Here is a 24,439-nt window from a genome sequence, read left to right as displayed (position 1 = left end):
AGGCTTTCACCCTTAAGTGTTGTCATGATTCAATTTTCAACGGACTTTTGGGCTTTACACTCATCCCTTTTAGCATGCTCATCCAGGCCAAAACGGTGACTCCCATCAATATGATAAATATAGTTTTAGGTGGGAATTCAGTTAAAACAACCCCTGTTAACATGGGGTTAAAGGCGCCACCTAATAAGCCAAGTGCTTGTGCAGAAAAATAGCTCGATTTCATGCCTTCAGGAGCAATATTATCAATTAGCATATATTCACCAGGCGCATAAATAATCTCACCTAAAGTAAACACAAACGAAGCAAACGCCCATAGATAAAGATTTTCACCTGCCTGCATAAACGTTGCTAAACCAGCAACAAAAAATACCGTTCCAATAGTCATATAACGCTTTAAATTATCGCGATGTAAACGTTTACCAACAACATATTGTAAGGTCACTACGACAATTGCATTCACAGGAAGAATAACGCCGATAACGGATTGAGCAAAATCACTGTTTGCAACGGTTATCACATATTGTGATATCCAAGTCATAAACGAGCCAAACACTAATGATCCGAGAAAGGTAGATAAGATAAACCAAGCCAATGCGCGATCGTAGAGCATTGCCATCGGGTTCCACACAACGGATTTACCTTCTGTATTTTGTAACGGCTTTACACTTTGTACAAAACGTTGCACAAAGAAAATGGGCAATGCTGCGGACACGGCTGCTAGCCAGAAGGGTAAATTAATACTATACATGAGCAGCCAAGTGCCTATTGGAGGGCCAACAGTCCAACCAATATTGAGGAAGGTATAGTTAAGCGAGAAGACCTTAGCTTTAATATTAATTGGTAATGTATCTGAGAAATAACCTTTTAATACGGTGGCAAATACAGAATATGAACAGTTAATCAGTGAAAAAAACACTACCACTAATGCCGCATGATTAGTGAGTGGAATGGCAATAAAACCGCAAATAAACGCGATGATAGCAATAAGCATACAGCGCTTTTTATCGATCCGATCAGCCAAAATACCAAATACAATGCTAAACAGTACACCGACTGTTAAGGCTAATGACATGGCAAATCCGACAATATCAATTGCCATTTGATATTGTCGCGTGAGGTATATTGCCATAAAGGGCAATGTTGCGCCGCGCCCAATGGTCAATAGCAGTGACGAACAGAGTAAGGCACTATTTGAGATATTTGATTTTGACAACATGAACTCACGATCCAGATTTTATTATTATGATGTTGTGATTATAGATATAAACTACCGAATTTTGTGGTCACTGGAAATCGCTTATGTGCTATGAAAATCAAAAAATAGAAAAACAAAATATTACATCATACCTATCTGGGATTACGATTTTAAAGATAGAAAATAGTATGTAAGTAGTTATTTTTCTAGATTATCCTACTGTTGTTTTTTTATGCATGAACGCATTAAGGATCATCAAGCCTTACAATTTACAGTGTAAGGCTTGATGGGAGATTATAACAGGGTTGGGTTATCGTAAATCACTGGCATCATGGCGTTCACGCACTTGTTGTGCAGGATCGCCTTGTAAGCGATTTACCCTGCGGCCACGTTGTACAGCCGGACGTGCATAGACTTCATCAGCCCAACGTATCAAATGTTTATATTCATGTACGCTCAGGAATTCACCTGCATCATATTGCCAACCTTTAACCAAAGCACCGTACCAAGGCCAGATAGCGATATCAGCGATAGAATAATGTTCACCTGCTACAAACTGATTTTGGGCTAAACGTTTATCTAACACATCGAGTTGACGCTTCGTTTCCATGGCAAATCGGTTGATTGGGTACTCAAATTTTTCTGGTGCGTAAGCAAAGAAGTGTCCAAACCCCCCACCTACGAAAGGTGCTGAACCCATTTGCCAAAATAGCCAAGACAACGTTTCTGCACGTTCAGGTTGGGTGGTTGGTAAAAATGTAGAAAATTTCTCGGCTAAATAGGTCAGAATCGAACCTGATTCAAATACACGAATGGGCTGAGAACCACTTCTATCAACGAGAGCAGGAATTTTTGAGTTAGGATTGATTTCTACGAACCCAGAACCGAATTGATCACCATCACCAATATTAATGAGCCAAGCATCATATTCAGCTTCTTTAATACCTAATTCAAGTAGCTCTTCTAACATGATGGTGACTTTTTGGCCGTTTGGTGTTCCTAAAGAGTAGAGTTGTAATGGATGCTTACCAATAGGCAGCTCTTTCTCATGTGTTGCACCAGAAATAGGGCGGTTGATATTAGCAAACTTACCGCCATTACCGGCTTCCCAATGCCAAACTTTAGGTGGCGTATAGGTTGAATTGCTCATTTTATCTCCTAATTAGCGTTCCCACCAGATGAGGTAGGAACGTAAGATTTATAAGGATGCAACATAAACACGGCGACTGATTTCAGGTGTAATATCATGATGTTCACCTAACGCGGTCATACCATTTTTCGTCAAACTCTCGATCAACGGCTCAATAACATCTTGACCAAGGTTATAGTCACTTAAACGTGTTTTGACCTGCATGCGTTCAAAAAACTCGCGTGTTAGTTCAATGGCCTGTAATGCCTTTTGTTTATCTGAACCATCATGAACTCCCCATACTTGTTCAGCATACTGAGCGAGTTTAGCTTGTTTTTGTGGTAATTTCTCAATCAACATAGAAGGTAAAACAATAGCGAGTGTTTGTGCATGGTCTAAACCATATAACGCGGTTAACTCATGGCCTAACATATGCGTCGACCAGTCTTGAGGGACACCAACACCAATTAAGCCATTCAAGGCCAGTGTGGCAGTCCACATTAAACTCGCTCTGATATCGTAGTCGTGTGGGGTGGCTAAGGCTTTAGGACCAATATCAATCAAGGTTTTTAATAACCCTTCAGCAAATACGTCTTGTACCGGCGCATTCGCGGGATAGGTTAAATATTGTTCCATTACGTGGACAAATGCATCCACAACACCATTACTGATTTGGCGTGGTGGAAGTGTAAAAGTTTTTACTGGATCTAAAATGGAAAACTGTGGATAGACACTATCATGCATAAATGCCCGTTTGGATTGTGTCGATTCACGTGTGATCACAGAACCTTTATTCATTTCAGATCCTGTTGCAGGTAGCGTTAAAACGGTACCAAAAGGTAGGGCGGAGGTCACTTTTGCACCACCACTGGTCAAGATGTCCCAGCTATCACCTTCAAAATTAACAGCTGCGGCAACAAATTTGGTGCCGTCAATCACTGAGCCACCACCTACAGCTAATAGGTAGTCATAGCCTTCTTGCTTAATTTGTTCGACAGCCTTGATTAATGTTTCATAACGTGGGTTGGCTTCGATGCCGCCAAATAGGCCAATTTGGCGGTGACCAAGTGCTTTTTCTACTTCATCTAATGTGCCTGTTTTACGGGCACTTTCGCCACCAAAAAGAATCAATACTTTCGCTTCTTTAGGGATCAATCTGTTCAACTCAACGATTTTTCCTTCACCAAATACAATACGGGTTGGGTTATAAAATTCGAAATTGTTCATGTACAGACCTTATTTCAGCATGGGAGGAGTAGGATCCTTCTCGTCAATATGTTCTTAACGATGAAGAAAAGCTTAATGAGATCATTAGGCAGTTGAATGCACTAATCAAATAACTAACCTAGCTATATTCTACATATATTAAGTAAATTTGTATTATCGCAATATGCGATTTTTTATAAATAATTGTAATTATTAATGATTAGGTATTTATTGTTAGTTGTAGGTAGTTATTGGTGCTGCAAAATTATTAAGTGAAAATTTTATTTTTACGAGTAAAAAGGAATGGTGAAAAATGAGTAGATAAGGAGAATTCAATGATTAAATTAAATAATAAACCAATATTACTATTGCAACCAGAAACATCATTAAACCACCAAACAGTAGAATCCACACAAGGTGAGCATATAGATCAACTGGTTAAAAAGGTCAGTGAAACGTCAGGACTTGTCAGTACACATTTAGCTCCTCTGCAAGCTGTTGCACAAACGCAAAACTGTATTATTGGTGTTCGACCTGTTGATCGACTAGCCACAGATCTTATTGCCGCAGGGTATCCTACTAAAAGCTTTCATATTAAAGGAAAAAGTGCTTCATGGGGGGCTCAAGCAGGGTTGATTTGTACCGATCAGCGGTTTAGTAAATTAGAAAATAAATCAACTGAACAAATAAAAAAATACAATCGTTTGATTGAACAATGCATTGCAGAACAGCATGCTGAGTCAGTGCCATTGGCGGTCACTTATGATCGCTTACATACATTATGTCAGCTCAAAGCTATTGATTCTCTGTCACTTGAAAATGAAGATGGCATTATCCAATTCACAGCAACAGCGCCAAGTCTTCAAACGTATCAATTTGAAGCTAAATGGGACGTTGGGTATCAGAGATACCTTGTTTCTTACCATGGAAAACAGCTACAAGTACTTTCACCTAAACAATCGACACTGCCTTTGACAGCGGACTATGATTTGTTACTGATTGGCCCCTGTTTGGAGGATTTTGGCGTAAAAGATAATCTACCAATTCAAGATGTAGCCCATGAAGTTTTCTTACGTCGATTTAGCCAGTATCGTCGCACCTCAACGGATTCAGCGTTATTTCAATACTATAAAGATCCGCAGAATTTTTATAAAAATGAAGATAAAGAAATTGGTAATGCTTCGTTACGTGTTCGTGAAATGATCCCATTGATCAACCAAGCATTGGTTGGTGACGGTGAAAAAGTGGTACATCACAGCATTGATGCGACTAATCCAGTTAGTGAATTAGAGGCTAATTTCCCTGCAACTTTTGCGTTACCCCGAAAGATAGGTCACTTTGACCCATTGTGCATGATCAATACTAAAGAAGAGTTAGTTGAGCTGGTCAAAGCAGCGAAAGCAGAGGGATATCATATTAAAACTAATCCACTATGGGAAAAAGAGTTGCCACAGGTGAGAAGGCCGAGCTTCGACCAAGCGCAACGGAAGTTTTCTCTTAATAAATAAAATAATGATTATCGAATGCAAGTGGTATAGAGGGGACTACGCCTCCTGAGCCCGCTTGTATTCACAGCATATTACTTGTTTTTACTGATGATTTGATTTGACAACTGATCTGCCTAATCAAAGCATGTTAAGATATTTATCGATTTTAAGCGTTATTTTGTTTGTTGCTAGGTCATGGAGTTTAGTTATATGAGGCGTTTTATTCGTGTGGAGCTTCCACCTGAACCCGTTATCAATGATAAATGTGTAAGAAGACGCCTAAAAAATAGCGTTTGTGACAGCTGTGCACAAGTTTGTCCTGTCGATGCGATTACCTTTGATACTATGGATGCGGTAATCAATAATCAACTCTGTTATCAATGTGGCAATTGCTTATTTTCTTGTCCTGTTGATGCGATTGATAACATTTCTCCCCATGAACGTACCTATCAGAACAATCATTTAGTGATCAGCCATGATGAACCTTTAGCCAGCGTAGAAGAGCTACTGGTTTGGCATAAGCAATATCAAATCGATGGAATAGAAATTGCGGAGCCGTTAGTTGATAAGTGGTTACCTGTATTAGCGGCACTAAACTTAAAGCTTAAAACACTTCAAGAGCCTGTTTGGCAATTGATCATGACGCAACCCCCCGAGGTAGACAGTGGTCGTCGTTTAATGTTTTTCCGACAAAAGTTAGACGAGGCACCTTTAAATAAAGGGCAAGTACGTACAGGACTCAATGCACGTAAACAGTTCTATCCACAAGACAGCTGGTTCCATATTGAGTTAGATCCGGAAAGTTGCATTCTTTGTGGCGCTTGTGCCAAGGTTTGTGATGAGCAAGCGATTACTTTTGGCGATCACCAATTTAATTTTGATGAAAAGCGGTGTACAGGGTGTATGAGCTGTCAGGTAGTTTGTTTTCCTAAATCGCTCCAAGTTAAACCGCAGGTAGCAAAAGACAATGAACCTGTTACTTTTCAATACTACGATGCACATTGTGAACGATGCCGATTACCTTTCTCTGCTTGGCAGCAAAATGAGCGATTGTGCCCAATCTGTATACAACATAAAAAACAGGGCTGGTTATAATGAATAAGACTGTTGACAAACATATCATGTTTGGCGGCAGTCGTTAGAGATTCTGAAATAAACAAGGAAAATCTATTCATTGATTTTCGGCTGATAACACGGAGCGGGAAAAACCACGCTTTATCCTGCTTCGTCAGTAACCTCAATAAGACCGCCTAAGCGGTCTTATTATGAATGAGTTATTCACTACTAGCAGAATTTAAATGTGTAATGATTTTATCTGCTATTAGAGGAATTAATAGTGGTGGCGTTTCATGCCCCATATCTGATATCAAATCAAAAGTAGCATTTGCAATATTGTCGGCAATATCTTTCCCCGCAGCGGTAGGGAACAATGGATCTACTGAACCATGGATCACTAGCGTTGGTGCCGTGATCGTGGTTAGATGAGGACGCATATCTCCCGTAATAGCGACTGCAACTAGCTGACGTTTAGTCCCTTTTGGTGAATAATTGCGTGCTAAGGCTTGCAGTATATAATGACGATAATAAGCTTCGTCGAATGGAAAAAGTGTCGAGCTGATACGCCGATAAAATGCCAATTGACCTTCTAGATACCCATCAAGATCTTCTTTTGGATTTGCACCTGAACTCATCAATAGTTGCATCACGTCAGGCTCTGGCTGTGGTAAAGCAGGGTTGCCTGTACTTGACATAATAGGACATAAACTTAATACGTTTTCAGGCGCTAAAGCCGCAACTAATTGTGCAACCATCCCCCCCATTGAACGACCAATAATATGTGCTTTTTCAATCGATAGTTGGTTTAACAGCCTTAGAACATCTTCCGCCATATCAAATAAGGTATAAGGAATATCAACGTGTTCACCACGTTGTAATCGTTCAATCAATTCAGGAATATTGATCTCAGGGAAATGATCAAAATGGGGTGACAGACCACTGTCACGGTTATCAACACGAATTATATAATAACCTGCATTTACCAGTCGTTGGCAAAAGTCTTCTGACCAACTAATGTTATGGCCACCTAAGCCCGGTATCAATACGACCGCGGGGTTAGCGCGATCGCCAAATGAATCATAATAGAGTGTAATTGGCGCATTATTAGTCATTTTATATCCAAATCTTGTGAATTAGTTTGTTATTTATCGAACAAAAACATATGCAAAGTAACAATAAAAAAACTTAAAAGTCATCTGAAAACACCTTAACCTTTGCGGTAGCTTAATAAAAGAATTAAAGTTGCAAGCAGCAAAGGTAAAGCAATCGATAGATTCGTGTAAAAATCACTCAAAGCGACAGTAAACCCACCTAAAGTAGAGCCTGCTGCAATGCCTAAATTGAAAAAAGCGATGTAAAGGGAACTGGTGATCTCAATATATTTGTGGCTATGAATTATCATCCATGTCATTAGTACAACAGAAACTCCACCATACATAAAACCCCATAACAACATAGTTATACTACCAGTAATGCTATTTATAGGCAGTAGTATAAATATCGTTAGAGATGCGCAGATTCCCAAAATAATCGTGATTATTGTTGAAGTTAACCAGCGACTGGCACAGAGCCCTAAAACAAAGTTACCGGCTATACCCGCTAAGCCATATATCAGCAGTATCCCACTGAGTTGTTGGCCATTGATTTGGCCTTCAACAGTGAGTAATGGGCGAATGTATGTAAAAGCCATAAAGTGAGCCGCAACTATTAGTAAGGTAATACTTAAACCAATCGTAATAACAGGCCGTTTAATTTGTTTAATAAACAGGCTAATCGTTGGAATTTGCAAACTAGGTAAGCTTGGTAAACTATAGGCCATGAAAAATAATAGTAATAACGAAAAGCCCCCCATTGCCATAAACACGCCACGCCAGCCAAGCCATTCACCAATAAGTACACCTAAAGGAATGCCAATAACAGAAGCCGCGGCTACACCACCAAAAATTAATGATGTCGCAAAACCAATATGCTTTACAGCAACTAAACGAGGTGCAAGTCCACCCGCATTTGCCCAGATAATGCCAATGCAAATACCAACAAAAAATCGACTGAGTAATAGTAACCAAAAGTAAGGTGTTACCGCTGCGACAAAGTTACACATGACCAAGAGCATGGCTCCAAACAATAGAACTGTTTTACGATCAAAGCGCCCAGTAAAAAGTACAATTAAAGGTGAACTAATTGCCGCAACCATGGCGGGTATTGTCATCAACAAACTGACACTGGAAAAAGACACCGAGAATTGTTCAACGATAGGGTTTAATAAGCCAATAGGTAACATTTCTGTGGTAACAACGGCAAAGGTAGCCAACGAAGCGGCAATAACGGGCCACCATGAATATTTAATTGTGGAAGTTTCTATCATCACTATTTTCTACATGTTATTAAAAAAAGTACGCAAATCATATAGGGGAAGGTATGATAGATAAACATGGCTATCGTCACATTATTGGGGACAAATTGTGTCAAATAAATCAAGGTTATTGATGGATAATCTGACTGATTTAAATGTGTTAGTCGATGTAGTTGAAACGGGGAGTTTTACTCTATCGGCTGAACGACTACAGCTATCACGTTCCGCAGTTGGCAAATGCATAGCTCGTTTAGAAGCTCGTTTACAGGTTAGATTACTGCATCGTACAACACGTAGTATTCGTCTGAGTGATGAAGGACAAGCTGTGTATGAATCTGCATTACGCATTTTGGCTGAAATTGACCAAATCGAAAATACACTTAGCCAAGGGCAACAACAACCACGAGGACTATTAAGAATTACCGTTCCTGTGGTATTTGGACGACGTTTCGTAATGCCTATTGTGCAGCTTTATCTATCACATTGGCCTGATGTTGAGGTTGATGTCGATTTTTCAGATGATTATTGCGATATCATCCGTGATGGGTTTGATGTGGCAATCAGGATCGGTGGTAACGACGACAATCGATTGATCCGTAAAGTATTAGCACCTCATCGTTATATTACTTGTGCTTCACCAATGTATTTACAGCAGTATGGCACTCCTCTGTCTCTGACTGATTTAGCACAACATCAGCTGTTGGGATTTCGCCATAGAGGGAGCAATGTACCTTGGCACTTTAAAACAGAACAAGGCAAAACCAACTATGCTGTGAATGGGCGGTTACTACTCAATGATACTGAAGCGATCCTCAATGCTGCTATACAAGGACAAGGGATTTGTCAGCTAGGCGCATTTTTGGTGAGTGAGTCGATTCAAAATGGCCAACTTCAACCTTTGTTGATGCAAAACTCTCAACCAGAGCCTCCTGTATGTGCTCTTTATCCAACAAAGCGCTATCTGCCTCCAAAGGTTCGCTTATTTTTACAACTTTTTGATGAATATTGGCAGGGCAAAGCGGTTTGGGAACAAAATCATTAACCTTGGTTATGTCTTGGCATAGCGGTAATAAATATAAATACGGAAAACATCCCAATGTTGAGCGACAGTGTCTATTGATTTTTTGATATTAAGTAACACCTTTATTTCTGAAATTCAGACTAAGATTTGATCTGATAATATCGACATTGTGCCATTGCCCGCCTAAATTATATATAGGCGGGTTATTTGTAAATCTATTATGTCGTCAGATCGGTTGTTAATCCTCTCCTTATCTCTTATCTAGCGTTTCATTCACGTGTAACAATTACTCACGAAAAGGTTGCAGTTATGCGTAAACTATTTCGTATTCGTCAACAGATAATACTGAGCATGCTGACTTTTATGGTTGAAACGGCACAAGGAGGAAACTGCACTGGAGAACTGGGGGTTTATGTTTGTTCAGGGGGGATCACTGACAATGACCAAACAATTATTCTACTTGGTGTTAGTGGTAAACCTACCATAGTGACGACAACAGACGGATTTGGCCTTTCAACTCAAAGCAATTATTCCATGATGTTAGCATCTAATGGCAATGGCATAACGTTGATTGATGATTATAAATCAACTATTTCCAGCGTTGGCTTTGGGATGTACGTATCAAGTGAAAATGGCGATCTTTTCGTCAAGCTAACCGGAGATGTCATTAATTTAGGTGATATAGGTCGTGCCGCTATAGCCGCAAGTATTAGTAAAAATGCAGAGGAGCTGACTTTGCAAGTTGCTAATACATTAGTTACTGACCATTATGCGAGTGTAATTAATGTATCGAGTTTTGGAGAGAATGGTAAAAATATTACTTTAATTGCTACAGGGGATACAGTTTCTACAAATGGCTGGGGGATCACAGGCACAAGCTATGCCGATAATGCATATATCACAGCAACTAATATTATTGCTGGTATAGGCGGTATTTCATTTCAAAATTATGGCAATGGAGAAAGCATTATTAATGTCACTGGTGAAATTCACTCTATGGGAAAAAATGCTTATGCTGTCAATATTATTAATAGTGAAAATGCAAAATCATTAATTATTAATGTGAATGATATTTTATCTGAAGGAAGTGGAATTTATGCTGTCGATCTCGGTTCTGGAACTGGATTTATTTCCATTACAACAACAGGATTAGTAACAGCTTTAGGGAATGGTAGTTATGGTATCTTTACTCAAAGTACTAAACCGATCTCTATCAATGTACAACAAGACAGCCTGATTGAAGGATCAGCAACGGGGATTGAGATACAGCCTTACAATGATGTCATCGCTAAGAAAGATGTTGCTATTGAAATCACTAACTCTGGCACTATACGTAATATTTCAGATTTATCGTCATCCAATGCAATCAAGAGTCAATGGGGTATGTATCCTTATGAGGTGACACATACTATTGTTAATAATGGTCTAATCAAAGGGCAAATATTACTGTCATCTCTTACGGGGGACAATATAGCAGGACCAATAATGTTGGTAGCATTTGGGATCTATCTGGGGGAATAAGTTTCCTCGGAAACTCAAAAAGTACATTAGACAACCATGGATTAATAACCGCTGCCAATTTGGAGTCCTTTGGGGGATATCAATCGACAATATTAACAGTAACCAACTTTAATAACTCAGGAACTATCAGTTTAGATAATGCACTAGCGGGTGATAATTTTACACTTGATGGGAATTATATGGGTAACAATGGGTATTTGCTCTTAAATACTGAATTAAATGATGATAATTCAGCTAGTGATTTATTATATATTACAGGAAGTACTTCTGGTTCGACCTATGTAACTATTAATAATGTAGGAGGAATGGGAGCAGCAACACTCAATGGAATACGAGTAATCCAAATAGGTGGAGAATCTAATGGGGAGTTCATTCAAACAGGCCGTATTGTGGCGGGAGCATATGATTATTGGCTAACTAAGGCTAGCAATAATAAAGATTGGAAGTTAATTAGTACTTTTATAGCAGCCGAGAAACCAGAGATAATCACACAACCTATTGAATCGATACCTACAGAAGCGCTGACTCTACCTATCGAACCCGCTCTCTCTACTGAAACAAAGATATCAACTGAACCGACCTTGATTGAAGAGAGTGTTGCAATTGAAAGGCCTGAGCTCGGGATTTATTCGGCAAGCCTATCAACAGCAAATACATTATTTATGCCTTCACTCCAAGATCGTAAAGGTGTCGCTCAAGAAGTTGGTGTGGCATTACGTATTTTCCAACCGTTTGGGATCATGCAAGCTCAATCACAAACTACAAATACCAAAAGACTTAACAATTTATGGATCCGCAGTGAAGGTCGCCACCAGCAAATAAATGATACACACGCTCAACTAAAAACACAGTCTAACAGTTATGTTTTTCAGCTAGGAAAAGATTTAGTACAGTGGGTTGAACAGAAAGTAGCTCGTTTTAGTTTTGGTGTGATGGCAGGTTATGGTGAAAGCCGTAGCAATACTCACTCAAGTCTTTCTCATTACAATGCAGAGGGGATGTTACGCGGTTACAGTTTTGGAGTGTACGGGTTAGGAGGGGCAAATACTGTTGATAATACCGGTTTATATGTCGATACTTGGTTAATGTATAGCCTATTTAACAACACTGTTTCAGGCGAAGGATTAGCAAGTGAACAATATAAATTGAAAGGGATAACTAGCTCTATTGAGGCTGGCTATACGCTGAAATTGGCTGAAAACACGACAAAAAATATCGCTTATTTTATTCAGCCTAGTGTACAGTTAATTTGGATGGGAATTAAACCCGATATTCATTACGAAGCAAATGGTACTGAAGTGAAAGGTATTGGTGATGGTAATATTCAATCACGTGTAGGTATTAGACTATTAATCAATGGAGTGAATGTTCAATCTACAGATAAAAATAGCCTGTTTTATTCCTATATTGAAGCAAATTGGAACCATAATAGTAAGGATTTTGGCGTGAGTGCCAATGGTGTCATTAGTACACAGAAAGGGAAAAAGGACACTGGAGAATTAAAGTTTGGTATCGAAGGGCAGTTGAATAACCAATTGAATATATGGGGTAATGTAGGTTACCAAATAGGTAGCCATGGTTATCATGACTCAATACTAATGTTAGGTGTTAACTACCAGTTTTAATCGCTTATTTATAGCGCTATTCGAGCTAAAAACAAGCGTAAAATATGGTCGAATACAGCTTGCTTTTTTTGTCGTTAAACCAGTAACCCATTATCTTTTAAGGATAACTTTGTTTAACGATTTTCCCATTCGATAACATAGCTTTTAATGAACGAGGTGGCACATCATTAAATGGTTTATCGGCAAAATTAGCGATAATCACTGAACCATCGCTAAAGGTGGTTTGTTGTACCCAACCTTCTTTATCGAGCCATGTAAATCCGACTAGTTTTTGATCCCATAATACTTGGTGTATAGGCCGAAAAACACTATCGGATTTGAGCATTGCGGGGAGCCGCTGATTAATCGTCCCTCGACTTAAATTATATAAAGGCGCTGTATTATATAATTGGCTTAATAACTCTCTAGTCGTTTGTACTTCAGGGAATTTGAGGTTATCAAATGTCCAGTGATGTGTGCTAATAATTGCGTCGTGAAATACTGTTTGATAGAGCGGCAGTCGCCAACGCGGATCAAACTCAACGGTTAAATAGGGTTGTTTTAACTTAGCTTTATTAAAAAAAACAGCTGGCTCACTTTCAGGCCACCATGCGCCTAAATAATAAGGTGAATTTTTATCTTTATGGATGCTTTTATCGCCCCAACCAAAACCCCATGTTTCCATTCCATGAGCAAACATAAGATGTTTAGCGGTCACCGCATTACCATCTTCTGAACCTAATGGGATCCGAAGCGTTTTTTCAATCCAACCTAATCGCGCATTACGTGCAGCTGTCATTTGCTCGGCACTCATAGAATTAATATCACTATAGTCATTGACCACCATACCGGTGCCATCGACATCGAGAAATAAGCTATTGATGTGCGACAGTTCAAGTAACGCTTTGATACGCGTTTGTGAATAATCTTGCATACAGTTTGGATTTAAGTAATAGCCTTTTCCCCCAAAGCCAGGGCTTTTTTGTCCATTTTGTTGCACGATGGCACATTTTTGTCGCAAAACAGTAGGAATTTGCGCGGTTAGCCAATGCTCATTGACTCCGATAGGGATCGCGGTGTCATATGAGTCATAAGCTCCTATCAAGTAACCCAATTTTACTGCCTGCTCAACGGCTTCAGGCTGGTAAAAAGTCACTGACCAATTATCAACACCTAGCCATAACTTAGGTAATCCATGAAGGTTCAACTGATTGATTAGTGGAATGGATAAACCTTGCCCCCAATTTTCATTGCCAGTTAGCCATGGTCCAAGTTGTTTTAACACCATGTGTTCTATCTTTTGTGCTTGAATTTGTTGATAGAGTAAGAAATCACTGTCTTCAGGCGTTTTAGGATTAGGCACGACAACTTTAAAAGCTTCATTAAGAGCACTAACTAAATAAGGTTGTTGCCATTTTTCAGGGGGAGATTGTTTGATTTTTTTGAATGCACGTTGTGCATCTTTATCAAGAGCATCCCAAATGGATTTACCTTTAGGTGATTGCAAATATTCATTTAAACCTGACCAGTTTTTAATGTCTTGTTGATCCAATAAACCTTTACCCCAAATATAGACATGAGAGGCACCAATCAATTTATTGCCATCTGGGATATTAAGGAATTTTTGTTGCAAGGTTTTAATTTCATCTATCGATTCTAAATAGCGCCGATAAGCCAATGCACCATCTATTGGACTTTCGCCAATAGAAAGAATGACTTCAAATGGTTGAGTAAGGTTAAATTGGTCAAATAAATGACTAGATGACATCTGCAATTGATTAGCTTGCTCAGAAAAGGTAATTTTATTGCTAAATGGAGTGATAAGCAGCCAGCTATATACTTGATTTTGTTGTTGGCTCCATAGCGGTAATTTAAGATCATAATTGGTATCAATCTCGTTTTGTTCATTAATTAAATATTGCCGCCAAATTGAGTTGTTGATAGGAACGTGGCTACCTTCACCGATAGGTAGATAGAGTGCAGAAACAGATTTAGGAAGTTGATACCAATCTAATTTTTGCTGTTTTGAAGTTTGAAAATGCAATCGTAATTGCTGATTTTCGAGATGAGCGGTGACTTGCATTTGTTTATCAGGCCAATACCACTGAGCTGTATCTGTACTGGTATTAAGTTTTTCCACCGTAGTTTGTGGCATCCCCCCATTAATAAGCGCATTTTTGTGCGTTATTTTTAAGGTATCAGGCTCGATATCAAGTAAAAAACCATTATGTTGAAGGGGCAGCGCATATGTGGATGAGCTAAAAACGAGCAAAGCTAAAGCTAGGTTGTAAGGATATTTTGTCATGTAAAGGTAAAGTCCTATATTTATAAAATATCGCGGTATGATTAATAACATCCTAACACTGACCTTATTTGATCAAAAACAGATTTGTTTGTAGATAAAAGTCGAGTTAATTGAACAATTATTGAAATTATTAATTTTTATATGATTGCATTGAAAATAATAATTTTTGCATGAATGGACAATGGCATCTGTCAAAAAACGTCATAATGTTTAACACTATTGCGCGGATTTTAATTTTCTTGGAGTTGGTATGTTGTTTTCAGATGAAGAAAATACTTTGCTAATGGCTGAAGATGCTTGGTTATTGAAAGGGTATCTATTAGGGAATGGGCAAGAACTGCTCGTTGGATTAGAGCAGGTCATACAACAGTCTCCATTTCGACATATGCTAACACCCGGTGGTTATTCAATGTCAGCATCAATGACTAATTGTGGATCTTGGGGCTGGGTGAGCGATCTCAATGGGTATCGCTATCAAATGGATGATCCTATCACTCAATCACCATGGCCAAAAATGCCGGCTATTTTCTTTGAATTGGCACAACAAGCCGCTAATAGTGTTGGATTTGAGCATTTCTCTCCTGATGCTTGTTTGGTGAATCGCTATGGCGTTGGGGCTAAATTGTCTTTGCATCAAGATAAAGATGAAACTGATTTTTCACAGCCAATCGTTTCATTTTCTTTAGGTTTACCAGCAATGTTTGAATTCGGTGGCTTGACCAGAGATGCACCGAAAAAAGTATTTTTATTAGAGCATGGTGATGTTGTTGTTTGGGGAGGAAAATCACGCTTAAATTACCATGGAATACGTAGCATAAAAGCAGGTAGCCACCCAGTATTGGGGGAATGCCGTATTAACCTGACTTTCCGGCGCAGCCAGTAACATCCTTCTAATCGTTATTAAAACATCCTACGAAAAATTAAAAATAACAATATCAATCGATTGATTGAAGATGGGGCAGTATTCGAATATAAATAATAATCTATATTAATTAGTAGGAATAGTAATGTATAGCTTTCAAAATGATTATAACGAAATAGCACACCCAAGGGTTATGCAAGTATTAAACGATTTAGTCGGAAAACGTTTTGACGGGTATAGCACGGATAAATATACACAGCAAATCACAGATAACATCAAGAAAAGGATCGGCCGCAACGATGCGGATCTCCACTTTTTTAATGGTGGGACAATCACTAATCTAACTGCGATTTCTCATGTGCTTCGCCCACATCAAGCTGTAATTGCAGTCGACTCGGGTCATATTGCAACTCATGAGACAGGAGCCATTGAAGCAACTGGGCATAAAGTGATTACAGTGAGTTCTGGATCAGGAAAATTAGAGCCGAAGCATATCCAAGCGATTTTGTCAGAGCATACTGATGAACATTCCGTTCAAGCTAAATTGGTTTACATCAGCAACTCAACGGAAATTGGTACCGTTTACCGTAAACAAGAGTTACAAGCACTGAAAGCGGAATGTAATAAACATGGGTTATTACTGTTTATGGACGGTGCGCGCCTTGCATCTGGTTTAATGTCGAAAGAAAGTGATTTGACGATCGAAGATATTGCACAGCTTACCGATATGTTTTACATCGGCGGTACTAAAATTGGTGCGTTTGCCGCAGAGGTATTGGTTATCTTACATCCTGCATTAAAATCTGATTTTCGTTTTTCTATCAAGCAGAAAGGGGCATTACAAGCCAAAGGTTGGTTATTAGCCGCGCAGTTTGATGCACTTTTTACCGATGATTTATTTTTTGAATTAGGGAAATATGTTAATGATAAAGCCCAACAGTTGGTGAGCTTATTCGAACAAAAAGGATTTAGTTTCCTTGCTCCACCTGAGTCAAATCAAATTTTTGTGATCCTTCCTGATGAATTAGCTAAAAAATTAATGGCGCACTATGCACTACGCAAAATTTGTGAGCCAGATGATGGGCTAAGCTGTTTACGTCTGTGTACTTCATGGTCAACGACTCAGCAAGATGTTGATAAGTTTATTTCTACATTTAAGCAATTACTGTAGTTCGTGATAGCACAGTAATAAACTGTGCTATCAATGATGACTTCTCTCATCGTTAATGAAAGAAGTCATTTAGATATTAAAACATGATTTGTGAGTGAGAAAGAAGTAGTTTAAGCTATTGTGATCTTATTGATAATAAAGAATTTACACTGAATGCTAGCTTTCAATCAGTTTTTATTTTAGTGATGGAAAAAATAGCTTAAAATCAAGAGCAATCAAATTGTTATTATTCAGTGGTAAAACACGATTTTAATTGTTATGGAGTAACTTGATGTTTATTTGGGTTGATGCGGATGCTTGTCCAAAAGTCATCAAAGAGGTTTTGTATCGGGCGGCTGATCGCGAAGAAGTTCAGATAACATTCGTTGCTAATCAGCGTTTAAGTGTACCGCCATCGGCTTTTTTACGTACCCTACAAGTGCCCGCTGGGTTTGATGTTGCAGATAATGAAATTGTACGTCGTGCACAGAAGGGGGACTTGGTCGTCACTGCGGATATTCCTTTGGCCGCTGAGGTGATGGAAAAAGGGGCTATCGCCTTGAATCCACGAGGGGAACGTTATAATGAAGCGACTATTCGAGAACGTTTAACAATAAGAGATTTTATGGATACGATGAGGGCGAGTGGTGTTCAAACGGGTGGACCCGCAAGTTTAAATCAACGAGATCGCCAACAATTTGCCAATGAATTAGATAAATGGTTATTGCAACGAAGGAAAACCTTATCTGCACAATAAAAGATTGATGTCACCTTAAAAGCCACTTTAAGGTGACATTGTATATTTATTCATGGTTTAACTCTTAATCTAACTTAGGCTTACAAGTATAGACCCAAGCGGGTGGAACATTAAGGTAAACCCTTTCTTTGGTAAAATGAAAGTAACGTGAAAACATAGATTCACAACCTTTTGTATATTGAAACAATATCAGACTGCCATTATTTTTCAGTAATCGTTCTCGGGTATTTTTCAGGATCTTCATACCTGTTTTCTTGCTTAATGAACGAAAAGGGAGCCCTGAAATAACAATGTCATAGTCCCCGAATAAATATTCTGCTGAACGATGATGTACGGTTATTCGGTGCTCATCTATTTGATTGAGGATCTTAATGAAATCGTTATTAATTTCATAGAGATCTAAACTGGCTAATGAAGACATACGTTGTAAAATATATTGACTAATAACGCCGTTGCCTGCGCCAATTTCCACTATTTTATAGCTATTTTTCCAATCTATATTATTGAGAATATTATTGCATAGCCAAGGTGAAGAGGGTAATAACGTTCCCATTTTAGTTGGCGAAGCAATAAAATTTTTCATATACAATGGGTAGTGATTAAATTGGTAAAAAAAAGATAGTTTCATTTTGCGTACCTTAATGAGAGGCGCTTTTGTTTATACCGATAGACCACATTCACTACAGAATTTCGCATTCTTATTTAAAATAGATTGGCATTGCCTACATTGTATTAGGGGTTGTTCTGATCTGTTAACATCCCAGTTTTGATATTCATATTGTCCATGATGCCTACCGTGTTTAGCGTAACCGCCATGTTTAGAATAGCGATTATAGTTGGAGTAACGTGATTTTCTATTGAAGCCAAATAACCAACTGAGAAATGACATGGTCTAATCCTCCTGCGTTTAATTTAATGATAGTATAAACCTTGGATATAACACTAAGCGCAATAGATTAATGCCATAATTACAATTAATTACATTGATAATGGTTTTAATAACAAAAACTGAAGATAATATTTAAATTTATAATAAAAACCATTTATAAGACTGGAAGAATATATTAAATGATATCTTGTTTTAATTGCGGTGAGAGTGAAATGGGGATTCTAAATAGATGTTGTAATTCTATACTTCTCAACATCTATTTAAATAATCATTAAAGTTAAACTTTTCGTTGGCTAAACATAATCACAGAAGCAATTAATAGTAATACTGTCATTAAAATTAAGCCATAAGTGAGTGAGCCTGTGGTTTGTTTGATCCACCCTAAGACATAAGGACTTAAAAAGCCACCAAATAACCCAATGGTATTGATCATAGCTATACCACCAGCAGCGGCAGTTCCCTGCATATATTTAGACGGGATAGACCAAAAGATGGTATAAGCTGTCCAGACTAATGCTGTTGCAATAATTAGCAATAATATCGCCAGAAAAAAATTGCTCATATAGTTAGAGGCAAATAAAGCAAGGCCCGCAACGAGAGCAGGGATAGCAACATGCAAACGGCGTTCTTGGCGTATATCCGATGATTTGGATAAGATCACCATGCTGAATAAGGCTGCAATATAGGGCAGAGCTGAATATAAACCAATATCAATCAGATCAGTAATGCCATGTGACTGCAAAATAGTTGGTAACCAGAAACTGATCGCATAAATACCACACATAATACAAAAGTATAGAATAGCTAATGCATAGGTAAGTGGTGTTTTAATGGCAGTTAAAAACGATGCATGGTTGATAACGCTTTGCTGTTTTTGGGAGATTGAAAAGGCAAGTTCTTGTTTTTCTTCTTTGGTTAACCAACTAGCTTGCTCTGGTTTATCTATAATATAGAACCAAGCCCAAATACCAAGAAGAACGCACGGTAAGCCTTCCAACATGAACATCCATTGCCAACCTTGTAATCCATTGACACCATGAAAGTGAGTCATTAACCATGTTGATAACGGGCCACAAATAATGCTGCCAATTGGGGCTGCTAACATAAGTAATGCCATTGCAGATGCCATACGTTGAACTGGAAACCATAATGTCAGATAGAAAATCACACCAGGGAAGAAGCCAGCTTCAAAAACACCAAGTAAAAAACGTAATATATAAAACATTGTTGGAGAAGAGACAAACATCATGGACGCAGATGTTAGCCCCCATAAGATCATAATACGGACAAATGTTCTTTTTGCGCCGATCTTAGTTAAATACAGATTACTTGGTATTTCAAACAGTACATAACCAAGAAAGAAGATCCCTGCACCTAAACCATATGCAGCATCACTAAGGTTAATCGCATCCTGCATCTGTAATTTAGCGAAGCCCATATTAATGCGATCAATATAAGCAAACATATAGCACAGCGCTAAAAAAGGCAGTAAACGCCAATATAACTTATTGTAGGTTTTGTCAGAAATAGCGCCCTGACTGGTAATAGTTTCGACTTCTACTGTATTTTGGTACATGTAACGACTCCTCGTTTATTTTACTTATGTTGACTAAAGAATTGGAGTACGTACTGCGCATTGATGATTGCTATTTACCCATTCTTCAAGCTGAAGCCCAATCAGAAATAATTTTGCTGTACAGTGTCTTAGCCGCCTCCATTTTAACGATAGAGCAATATTCATCCGTTTGATGTGCTTGTTCAGGTTCACCCGGACCTAACACAATGCAAGGGGGATTACCTAATGCGGGGACTAATAACGAGGCATCGGTAAAATAAGGCATTGTTTTTGCTTCTAAAGGTTGTTGGTGTAGGGCTTGGCAATGTTGATAAACTTGACGAACCCAAGTGTGCTTTTCATCGGTTAATACAGCAGGCAAATCAACCAATGTGGTTAATACAGCGCTTTCCCCTAAAAGGGCGGCCAGCTGCTGCGATATTTGCTGATGTGGTAAGTTTGGGACACTGCGAATATCCATATCGAAATGAACATAATCAGGGACAGAGTTAATATTCTCGCCACCTTGAATTCGACTTACATTCATAGTGGGTGAAGACATTAAAGGGTGAGGAGTACCTAGAGAATGATCTTTTATTTTGCCTAATGCATCAACGGCTAAATAAATGGCATTGATCCCTAAAGAAGGCATTGAGCCATGAGCCGTTTTGCCTTTAAGAGCACAGCGTAACCATAAAGCACCTTTATGACCGATAATAGGATAATTATTCGTTGGTTCGCCCACAATTAAGGCGCCGGGTTCAGGAACGTGTTCTTCAGCTAGCAGTGCTTTTGCGCCATCACAACCCGTTTCTTCACCTCCGGTTAAATAAAGCACTACCCCTGTACTGTTACGCAAAGCGGCTTGCTGCTGTATACAGGCAATGATAAACGCAGCTATAGAAGCCTTCATATCGCTGACTCCGCGTCCATAGAGCTTGTCTCCGTGAATATCGTGACCAAATGGGTCAAACTTCCAAGGTGTTTTGCCTAAAGGAACGGTGTCGATATGTCCAGTAAAACCCAATGGTTTACCAGCCTTTGAACCTGAGATCCACGCTAGAAGATTCATGCGTTGTTCACCAAATGAATGAAGTTTCGTTTCAAAACCTTTGTGCTTCAGATAATCCGCAAGAAACTGCATACATTCGGCTTCATTGCCGGGGGGATTAATAGTATTAAAACTGAGTAATTTTTGCGTTAAAGATAATGTTGAATTCATAGAGCTTCCTTATTTAATCTTTACTCTAGATAATTCGAAGTACAGCTAGGCAAAAAGTAAACAAGTCACTAGGCGCATACATAAGGATATGACTAGTGCGAGTGAACATCGTCAATGCAGCAACTTGAAGTATCACGAGTAAACTATTAACAGCCCCTAGTACTTAAATAATAAAATAGAGGCGCGACTAAACATCCATACTGAACAAGGATAAATAGCTGATATAAATTTATTTTTTGATAAAAAATGGCATAACAACCGATAATGCTGATGGATATAATTAATTAACAACCTGATAACACTATAAGGGATATATTATTGAAATTGCAATTACTTAATATCTTTAATGATATTCATTCGATATAAATAAATTTTCTGGATTATTATATTTAGTGTTTTCGATGGTAGAAATAGCTTCAACTACCATGATAGTTGAGCTGGAAAACAACATACTAATAAATAGTTGAGAGTGTTATTGATTCAATATGCTAACTTTATATAAATTAGCGGCACATTTCGAAGGTTATTTTTAGATGAAAAATTATAAAAGTGATACTTAATCATATTATCTAACATGATCTCACATTACTTTTTTTTATTCGGCCAGTTAAATCTATTTACTGCTTATATATATCTGGCCGAACAATTTGCCAAACAAAATTCTCTTGCTTAACTGGGCGATAACCGACTTTTTCGTAAAGCCAAGAAGCAGTCGAAGTTACTAACATAATACGTCGTAAACGCTGAGTAACATGGTGTTGTTGGCAACATTCAACTAACCAACGACTCAATTTATGATTACGCCATTCTTCTACAATATATACATCACATAAATAACCAAATGTTGCGTAATCAGTCACTAACCTCGCAAATCCAATTTGCTTATCATCTTTAAATAATCCGAAACATAAACTATTGGTAATAGATAACTGCACAGTTTCACGGGAAATACCCGCAGCCCAAGTCGAATGAGTTAAAAACTGATGAATGGCTGTAATATCCATGTTGTGTGGATTAGTCGTGATAGAACAGTTGGATAACGTTGGATGCAAATAGGTTTCAAATGAAGGGGACATCTCGGCTCACTTATTCAATATTAGGGTAAATTAAGGCGATTGATTGCTTATAAATTACAATGGAATATAGAAATATTAAACACAAAGATGAATGAATAACCAAATGTAATGAGAATGTTCAGATTATTGGTTGTTGTTATAGATAAATGCGCTATTTATCGAACATTTACGGTAAACTTGAATAAAATGCTCATGTAAGGTAAAGGATGTCATGGAAACTGCTTTTCAAAAACCACGTTGGTTACGCGATTTACTGAGATTTATACCATTAAAAAGCCAATTTGTATTATTTGGCAACGTTCGTGATCTTCAGGCAAGCGAAGTTGCTCCTAATGTGGTGACACCATTACCGTTTAATCAATCCTTATTTAATAGTTTATTTGAGGCTGGCTACGCGCATATTATTACCTATACCCCTTTATTGGGGTTCCAATGGGTGGCTAACCCAGCCAAACAGGTTGAGGCAGGGATGGCACTCATGCAAAAACTGGGGTTAACACCCACTGAAGGGTATTCCGCAGGAGGAATAGATATCCTCAATCAAGTGCTGGATAAATGGGTAAATTGTACTGAACAGCCGATAGCACTTTGCATTGATTTCGCCTCATGTTTAATTTCCCACCGCGCTAATTTGACGCCAGCAGAGCACAGTTTATTTACTCGAGCTTTAGTGGTATCCCATCAAGCAAAAGCACGTCCAGCAGGCGAAAAAAATCAACCTTATTTTAATAGCTTATTTTGGATTGTGGAAAAGGAAACGGATTTACCTGATTGGTTCTTAGTCAACAATCCACGAGTGCGCGCTATTTCGGTGGCTAAGCCAGATAGCCAAGTTCGCCGACAACTCGCGCCAAATTTATTGTCTTCGCTAGCAAATTTTAGCGATATTGAGGAAAGCGAAAAACAGCGTTTACTTAATGATTTTATCGATGAAACCGAAGGTCTACTGCTACTTGATTTAACTGCGATCATTCAGCTTGCGCGCATTGAGCAAGTTGACGCTGTGCGTATTAGTGATGCCGTACGTCGCTATAAAGTAGGTATTACCGAAGATCCATGGAAAAAAATCGATAAACAAAAAATTCGTCATGCACCACAAATGATCCAACGCAGGGTTAAAGGGCAACAGCATGCAGTCACCCATTTACTCGATATTATCAAACGCGCGATGACAGGGGTTGGTGGTCATAAAGGCGGCCGTCCTAGAGGGGTTGTCTTTTTGGCGGGACCAACAGGGGTTGGTAAAACGGAATTAGCCAAAACAGTAACTCAACTGCTATTTGGCGATGAGAGTGCTTATATTCGTTTTGATATGTCAGAGTTTAGTGCCGAACATGCAGATCAACGTTTGATTGGTGCTCCTCCTGGTTACGTAGGCTATGATTCAGGTGGCGAATTAACCAATGCCATCAGAGAAAAACCTTTTAGTGTTGTGCTATTTGATGAGATTGAAAAGGCACATCCTCACCTAATGGATAAGTTTTTACAAATTATTGATGATGGTGTTTTAACTTCAGGGCGGGGAGATCGCGTTTATTTCTCTGAATCTCTGATCATCTTTACTTCCAACCTCGGTATTTATCGTTTAGATGCTAATGGGGAACGCGTTGCTAATGTGCAACCCCATGAACCATTTGAAACAGTGACTCGCAATGTAAAAAATGAGATTGAGCGACATTTCAAATTAGTGCTCAACCGGCCTGAATTATTAAACCGTATCGGTGAAAATATCATTGTTTTTGATTTTATTCGCCCAGATGTGGCAGAGCAAATCTTTGAACAAATGGTTGATAACATTCTATTAGGTCTGGAAAAACAGTCATTAAACATTGTTATTTCCCAACAGGCAAAAGAGAGACTAAAAACACGTTGTTTAGCTGATTTATCGAATGGTGGGCGCGGTATACGCAATCAATTAGAAGCGTATTTAATTAATCCATTATCACGAGCCATTTTTGACAGCGAGTTGGTGGAGAATAGCGCTTATCAAATAACAGATATAGAGATAGGTGAATCAACGCGTATATTACTACAACCGATGGCGTAATAAT

The 24,439-nt window shown here is 38.6% G+C and carries 19 protein-coding genes; 9 read left to right on the top strand and 10 right to left on the bottom strand.

Going from position 1 to position 24,439, the window contains the following annotated elements; genetic code table 11:
• Positions 1-22: 22 nt before the first annotated feature.
• From ydeE to M1E96_RS10115, 3 genes are all read right to left on the bottom strand, one after another.
• Positions 23-1,216 (bottom strand): efflux MFS transporter YdeE, encoded by a 1,194-nt coding sequence (gene ydeE, locus M1E96_RS10125; RefSeq protein WP_369426983.1) that lies wholly within the window; start codon positions 1,214-1,216, stop codon positions 23-25.
• A 289-nt stretch (positions 1,217-1,505) separates the two neighbouring features.
• Entirely contained in the window at positions 1,506-2,345 is an 840-nt protein-coding gene (yghU, locus tag M1E96_RS10120) for a glutathione-dependent disulfide-bond oxidoreductase (protein WP_140180058.1), read from the bottom strand.
• 48 nt (positions 2,346-2,393) lie between these two features.
• Entirely contained in the window at positions 2,394-3,551 is a 1,158-nt protein-coding gene (locus M1E96_RS10115) for an iron-containing alcohol dehydrogenase (RefSeq protein ID WP_272579839.1), read from the bottom strand.
• A 314-nt stretch (positions 3,552-3,865) separates the two neighbouring features.
• On the opposite strand from M1E96_RS10115, the gene M1E96_RS10110 reads away from it, so the two are divergent.
• Together M1E96_RS10110 and M1E96_RS10105 are read left to right on the top strand one after the other, a co-directional pair.
• On the top strand, positions 3,866-5,038 hold the full coding sequence (locus M1E96_RS10110; RefSeq protein ID WP_272579840.1) for an anthrax toxin-like adenylyl cyclase domain-containing protein: 1,173 nt from the start codon (positions 3,866-3,868) through the stop codon (positions 5,036-5,038).
• 189 nt (positions 5,039-5,227) lie between these two features.
• Entirely contained in the window at positions 5,228-6,112 is an 885-nt protein-coding gene (locus M1E96_RS10105) for a 4Fe-4S binding protein (RefSeq protein ID WP_272579841.1), read from the top strand.
• Between the two features lie 179 nt (positions 6,113-6,291).
• Here M1E96_RS10105 and M1E96_RS10100 read toward each other — a convergent pair whose 3' ends face one another.
• Together M1E96_RS10100 and M1E96_RS10095 are read right to left on the bottom strand one after the other, a co-directional pair.
• On the bottom strand, positions 6,292-7,185 hold the full coding sequence (locus M1E96_RS10100) for an alpha/beta fold hydrolase (RefSeq protein WP_272579842.1): 894 nt from the start codon (positions 7,183-7,185) through the stop codon (positions 6,292-6,294).
• A gap of 95 nt (positions 7,186-7,280) precedes the next feature.
• Positions 7,281-8,438 (bottom strand): MFS transporter, encoded by a 1,158-nt coding sequence (locus tag M1E96_RS10095; protein WP_349489766.1) that lies wholly within the window; start codon positions 8,436-8,438, stop codon positions 7,281-7,283.
• Positions 8,439-8,535: 97 nt separating this feature from the next.
• Here M1E96_RS10095 and M1E96_RS10090 point away from each other — a divergent pair, with 97 nt between their 5' ends.
• The 3 genes from M1E96_RS10090 to M1E96_RS10080 all read left to right on the top strand — a co-directional run bounded on the left by M1E96_RS10090 (position 8,536) and on the right by M1E96_RS10080 (position 12,593).
• Positions 8,536-9,468, top strand: coding sequence for a LysR family transcriptional regulator (locus M1E96_RS10090; RefSeq protein ID WP_233445674.1), 933 nt, complete (start codon positions 8,536-8,538; stop codon positions 9,466-9,468).
• Between the two features lie 288 nt (positions 9,469-9,756).
• Positions 9,757-10,968 carry a hypothetical protein gene (locus M1E96_RS10085; protein WP_369426982.1) on the top strand — a complete coding sequence of 404 codons (1,212 nt, stop codon included), beginning with the start codon at positions 9,757-9,759 and terminating at the stop codon, positions 10,966-10,968.
• A 59-nt stretch (positions 10,969-11,027) separates the two neighbouring features.
• Positions 11,028-12,593 carry an autotransporter outer membrane beta-barrel domain-containing protein gene (locus M1E96_RS10080; RefSeq protein WP_272579845.1) on the top strand — a complete coding sequence of 522 codons (1,566 nt, stop codon included), beginning with the start codon at positions 11,028-11,030 and terminating at the stop codon, positions 12,591-12,593.
• Between the two features lie 97 nt (positions 12,594-12,690).
• Here the strand turns inward: M1E96_RS10080 and M1E96_RS10075 are convergent, their stop codons facing one another.
• On the bottom strand, positions 12,691-14,877 hold the full coding sequence (locus M1E96_RS10075) for a glycoside hydrolase (protein ID WP_272579846.1): 2,187 nt from the start codon (positions 14,875-14,877) through the stop codon (positions 12,691-12,693).
• 250 nt (positions 14,878-15,127) lie between these two features.
• On the opposite strand from M1E96_RS10075, the gene alkB reads away from it, so the two are divergent.
• The 3 genes from alkB (at position 15,128) to M1E96_RS10060 (ending at position 17,646) form a co-directional block, all read left to right on the top strand.
• Positions 15,128-15,760, top strand: coding sequence for a DNA oxidative demethylase AlkB (gene alkB / locus M1E96_RS10070; RefSeq protein WP_272579847.1), 633 nt, complete (start codon positions 15,128-15,130; stop codon positions 15,758-15,760).
• A gap of 124 nt (positions 15,761-15,884) precedes the next feature.
• Positions 15,885-16,910, top strand: a complete 1,026-nt coding sequence (locus tag M1E96_RS10065; RefSeq protein WP_272579848.1) for a low specificity L-threonine aldolase — start codon at positions 15,885-15,887, stop codon at positions 16,908-16,910.
• 271 nt (positions 16,911-17,181) lie between these two features.
• Positions 17,182-17,646, top strand: coding sequence for a YaiI/YqxD family protein (locus M1E96_RS10060; protein ID WP_140186486.1), 465 nt, complete (start codon positions 17,182-17,184; stop codon positions 17,644-17,646).
• Between the two features lie 64 nt (positions 17,647-17,710).
• Here M1E96_RS10060 and M1E96_RS10055 read toward each other — a convergent pair whose 3' ends face one another.
• The 4 genes from M1E96_RS10055 to M1E96_RS10040 all read right to left on the bottom strand — a co-directional run bounded on the left by M1E96_RS10055 (position 17,711) and on the right by M1E96_RS10040 (position 22,388).
• Positions 17,711-18,274, bottom strand: a complete 564-nt coding sequence (locus M1E96_RS10055; RefSeq protein WP_140180033.1) for a class I SAM-dependent methyltransferase — start codon at positions 18,272-18,274, stop codon at positions 17,711-17,713.
• A gap of 538 nt (positions 18,275-18,812) precedes the next feature.
• A complete protein-coding gene (locus M1E96_RS10050; protein WP_272579849.1) occupies positions 18,813-20,111 on the bottom strand; it encodes an MFS transporter in 1,299 nt (432 codons plus the stop codon).
• A gap of 85 nt (positions 20,112-20,196) precedes the next feature.
• On the bottom strand, positions 20,197-21,312 hold the full coding sequence (locus M1E96_RS10045; protein ID WP_272579850.1) for a M20 family metallopeptidase: 1,116 nt from the start codon (positions 21,310-21,312) through the stop codon (positions 20,197-20,199).
• 617 nt (positions 21,313-21,929) lie between these two features.
• A complete protein-coding gene (locus tag M1E96_RS10040; RefSeq protein ID WP_272579851.1) occupies positions 21,930-22,388 on the bottom strand; it encodes a GNAT family N-acetyltransferase in 459 nt (152 codons plus the stop codon).
• Between the two features lie 211 nt (positions 22,389-22,599).
• Between M1E96_RS10040 and M1E96_RS10035 the strand changes: the two genes are divergently transcribed.
• A complete protein-coding gene (locus tag M1E96_RS10035) occupies positions 22,600-24,435 on the top strand; it encodes an AAA family ATPase (RefSeq protein WP_369426981.1) in 1,836 nt (611 codons plus the stop codon).
• Positions 24,436-24,439: the final 4 nt, after the last annotated feature.

It is taken from the genome of Providencia sp. PROV236 (assembly GCF_033676985.1).
Lineage (GTDB): Bacteria > Pseudomonadota > Gammaproteobacteria > Enterobacterales > Enterobacteriaceae > Providencia > Providencia manganoxydans.
Note: the sequence above shows the minus strand (reverse complement) of the source record. Positions and strands in the feature narration are given on the sequence as shown.

Excerpts from the sequence above, each read along its gene's own strand:
- ydeE (WP_369426983.1), bottom strand. The coding sequence starts at position 1,216 with ATGTTGTCAAAATCAAATATCTCAAATAGTGCCTTACTCTGTTCGTCA.
- yghU (WP_140180058.1), bottom strand. The coding sequence starts at position 2,345 with ATGAGCAATTCAACCTATACGCCACCTAAAGTTTGGCATTGGGAAGCC.
- M1E96_RS10115 (WP_272579839.1), bottom strand. The coding sequence starts at position 3,551 with ATGAACAATTTCGAATTTTATAACCCAACCCGTATTGTATTTGGTGAA.
- M1E96_RS10110 (WP_272579840.1), top strand. The coding sequence starts at position 3,866 with ATGATTAAATTAAATAATAAACCAATATTACTATTGCAACCAGAAACA.
- M1E96_RS10105 (WP_272579841.1), top strand. The coding sequence starts at position 5,228 with ATGAGGCGTTTTATTCGTGTGGAGCTTCCACCTGAACCCGTTATCAAT.
- M1E96_RS10100 (WP_272579842.1), bottom strand. The coding sequence starts at position 7,185 with ATGACTAATAATGCGCCAATTACACTCTATTATGATTCATTTGGCGAT.
- M1E96_RS10095 (WP_349489766.1), bottom strand. The coding sequence starts at position 8,438 with ATGATAGAAACTTCCACAATTAAATATTCATGGTGGCCCGTTATTGCC.
- M1E96_RS10085 (WP_369426982.1), top strand. The coding sequence starts at position 9,757 with ATGCGTAAACTATTTCGTATTCGTCAACAGATAATACTGAGCATGCTG.
- M1E96_RS10075 (WP_272579846.1), bottom strand. The coding sequence starts at position 14,877 with ATGACAAAATATCCTTACAACCTAGCTTTAGCTTTGCTCGTTTTTAGC.
- alkB (WP_272579847.1), top strand. The coding sequence starts at position 15,128 with ATGTTGTTTTCAGATGAAGAAAATACTTTGCTAATGGCTGAAGATGCT.
- M1E96_RS10065 (WP_272579848.1), top strand. The coding sequence starts at position 15,885 with ATGTATAGCTTTCAAAATGATTATAACGAAATAGCACACCCAAGGGTT.
- M1E96_RS10060 (WP_140186486.1), top strand. The coding sequence starts at position 17,182 with ATGTTTATTTGGGTTGATGCGGATGCTTGTCCAAAAGTCATCAAAGAG.
- M1E96_RS10055 (WP_140180033.1), bottom strand. The coding sequence starts at position 18,274 with ATGAAACTATCTTTTTTTTACCAATTTAATCACTACCCATTGTATATG.
- M1E96_RS10050 (WP_272579849.1), bottom strand. The coding sequence starts at position 20,111 with ATGTACCAAAATACAGTAGAAGTCGAAACTATTACCAGTCAGGGCGCT.
- M1E96_RS10045 (WP_272579850.1), bottom strand. The coding sequence starts at position 21,312 with ATGAATTCAACATTATCTTTAACGCAAAAATTACTCAGTTTTAATACT.
- M1E96_RS10040 (WP_272579851.1), bottom strand. The coding sequence starts at position 22,388 with ATGTCCCCTTCATTTGAAACCTATTTGCATCCAACGTTATCCAACTGT.
- M1E96_RS10035 (WP_369426981.1), top strand. The coding sequence starts at position 22,600 with ATGGAAACTGCTTTTCAAAAACCACGTTGGTTACGCGATTTACTGAGA.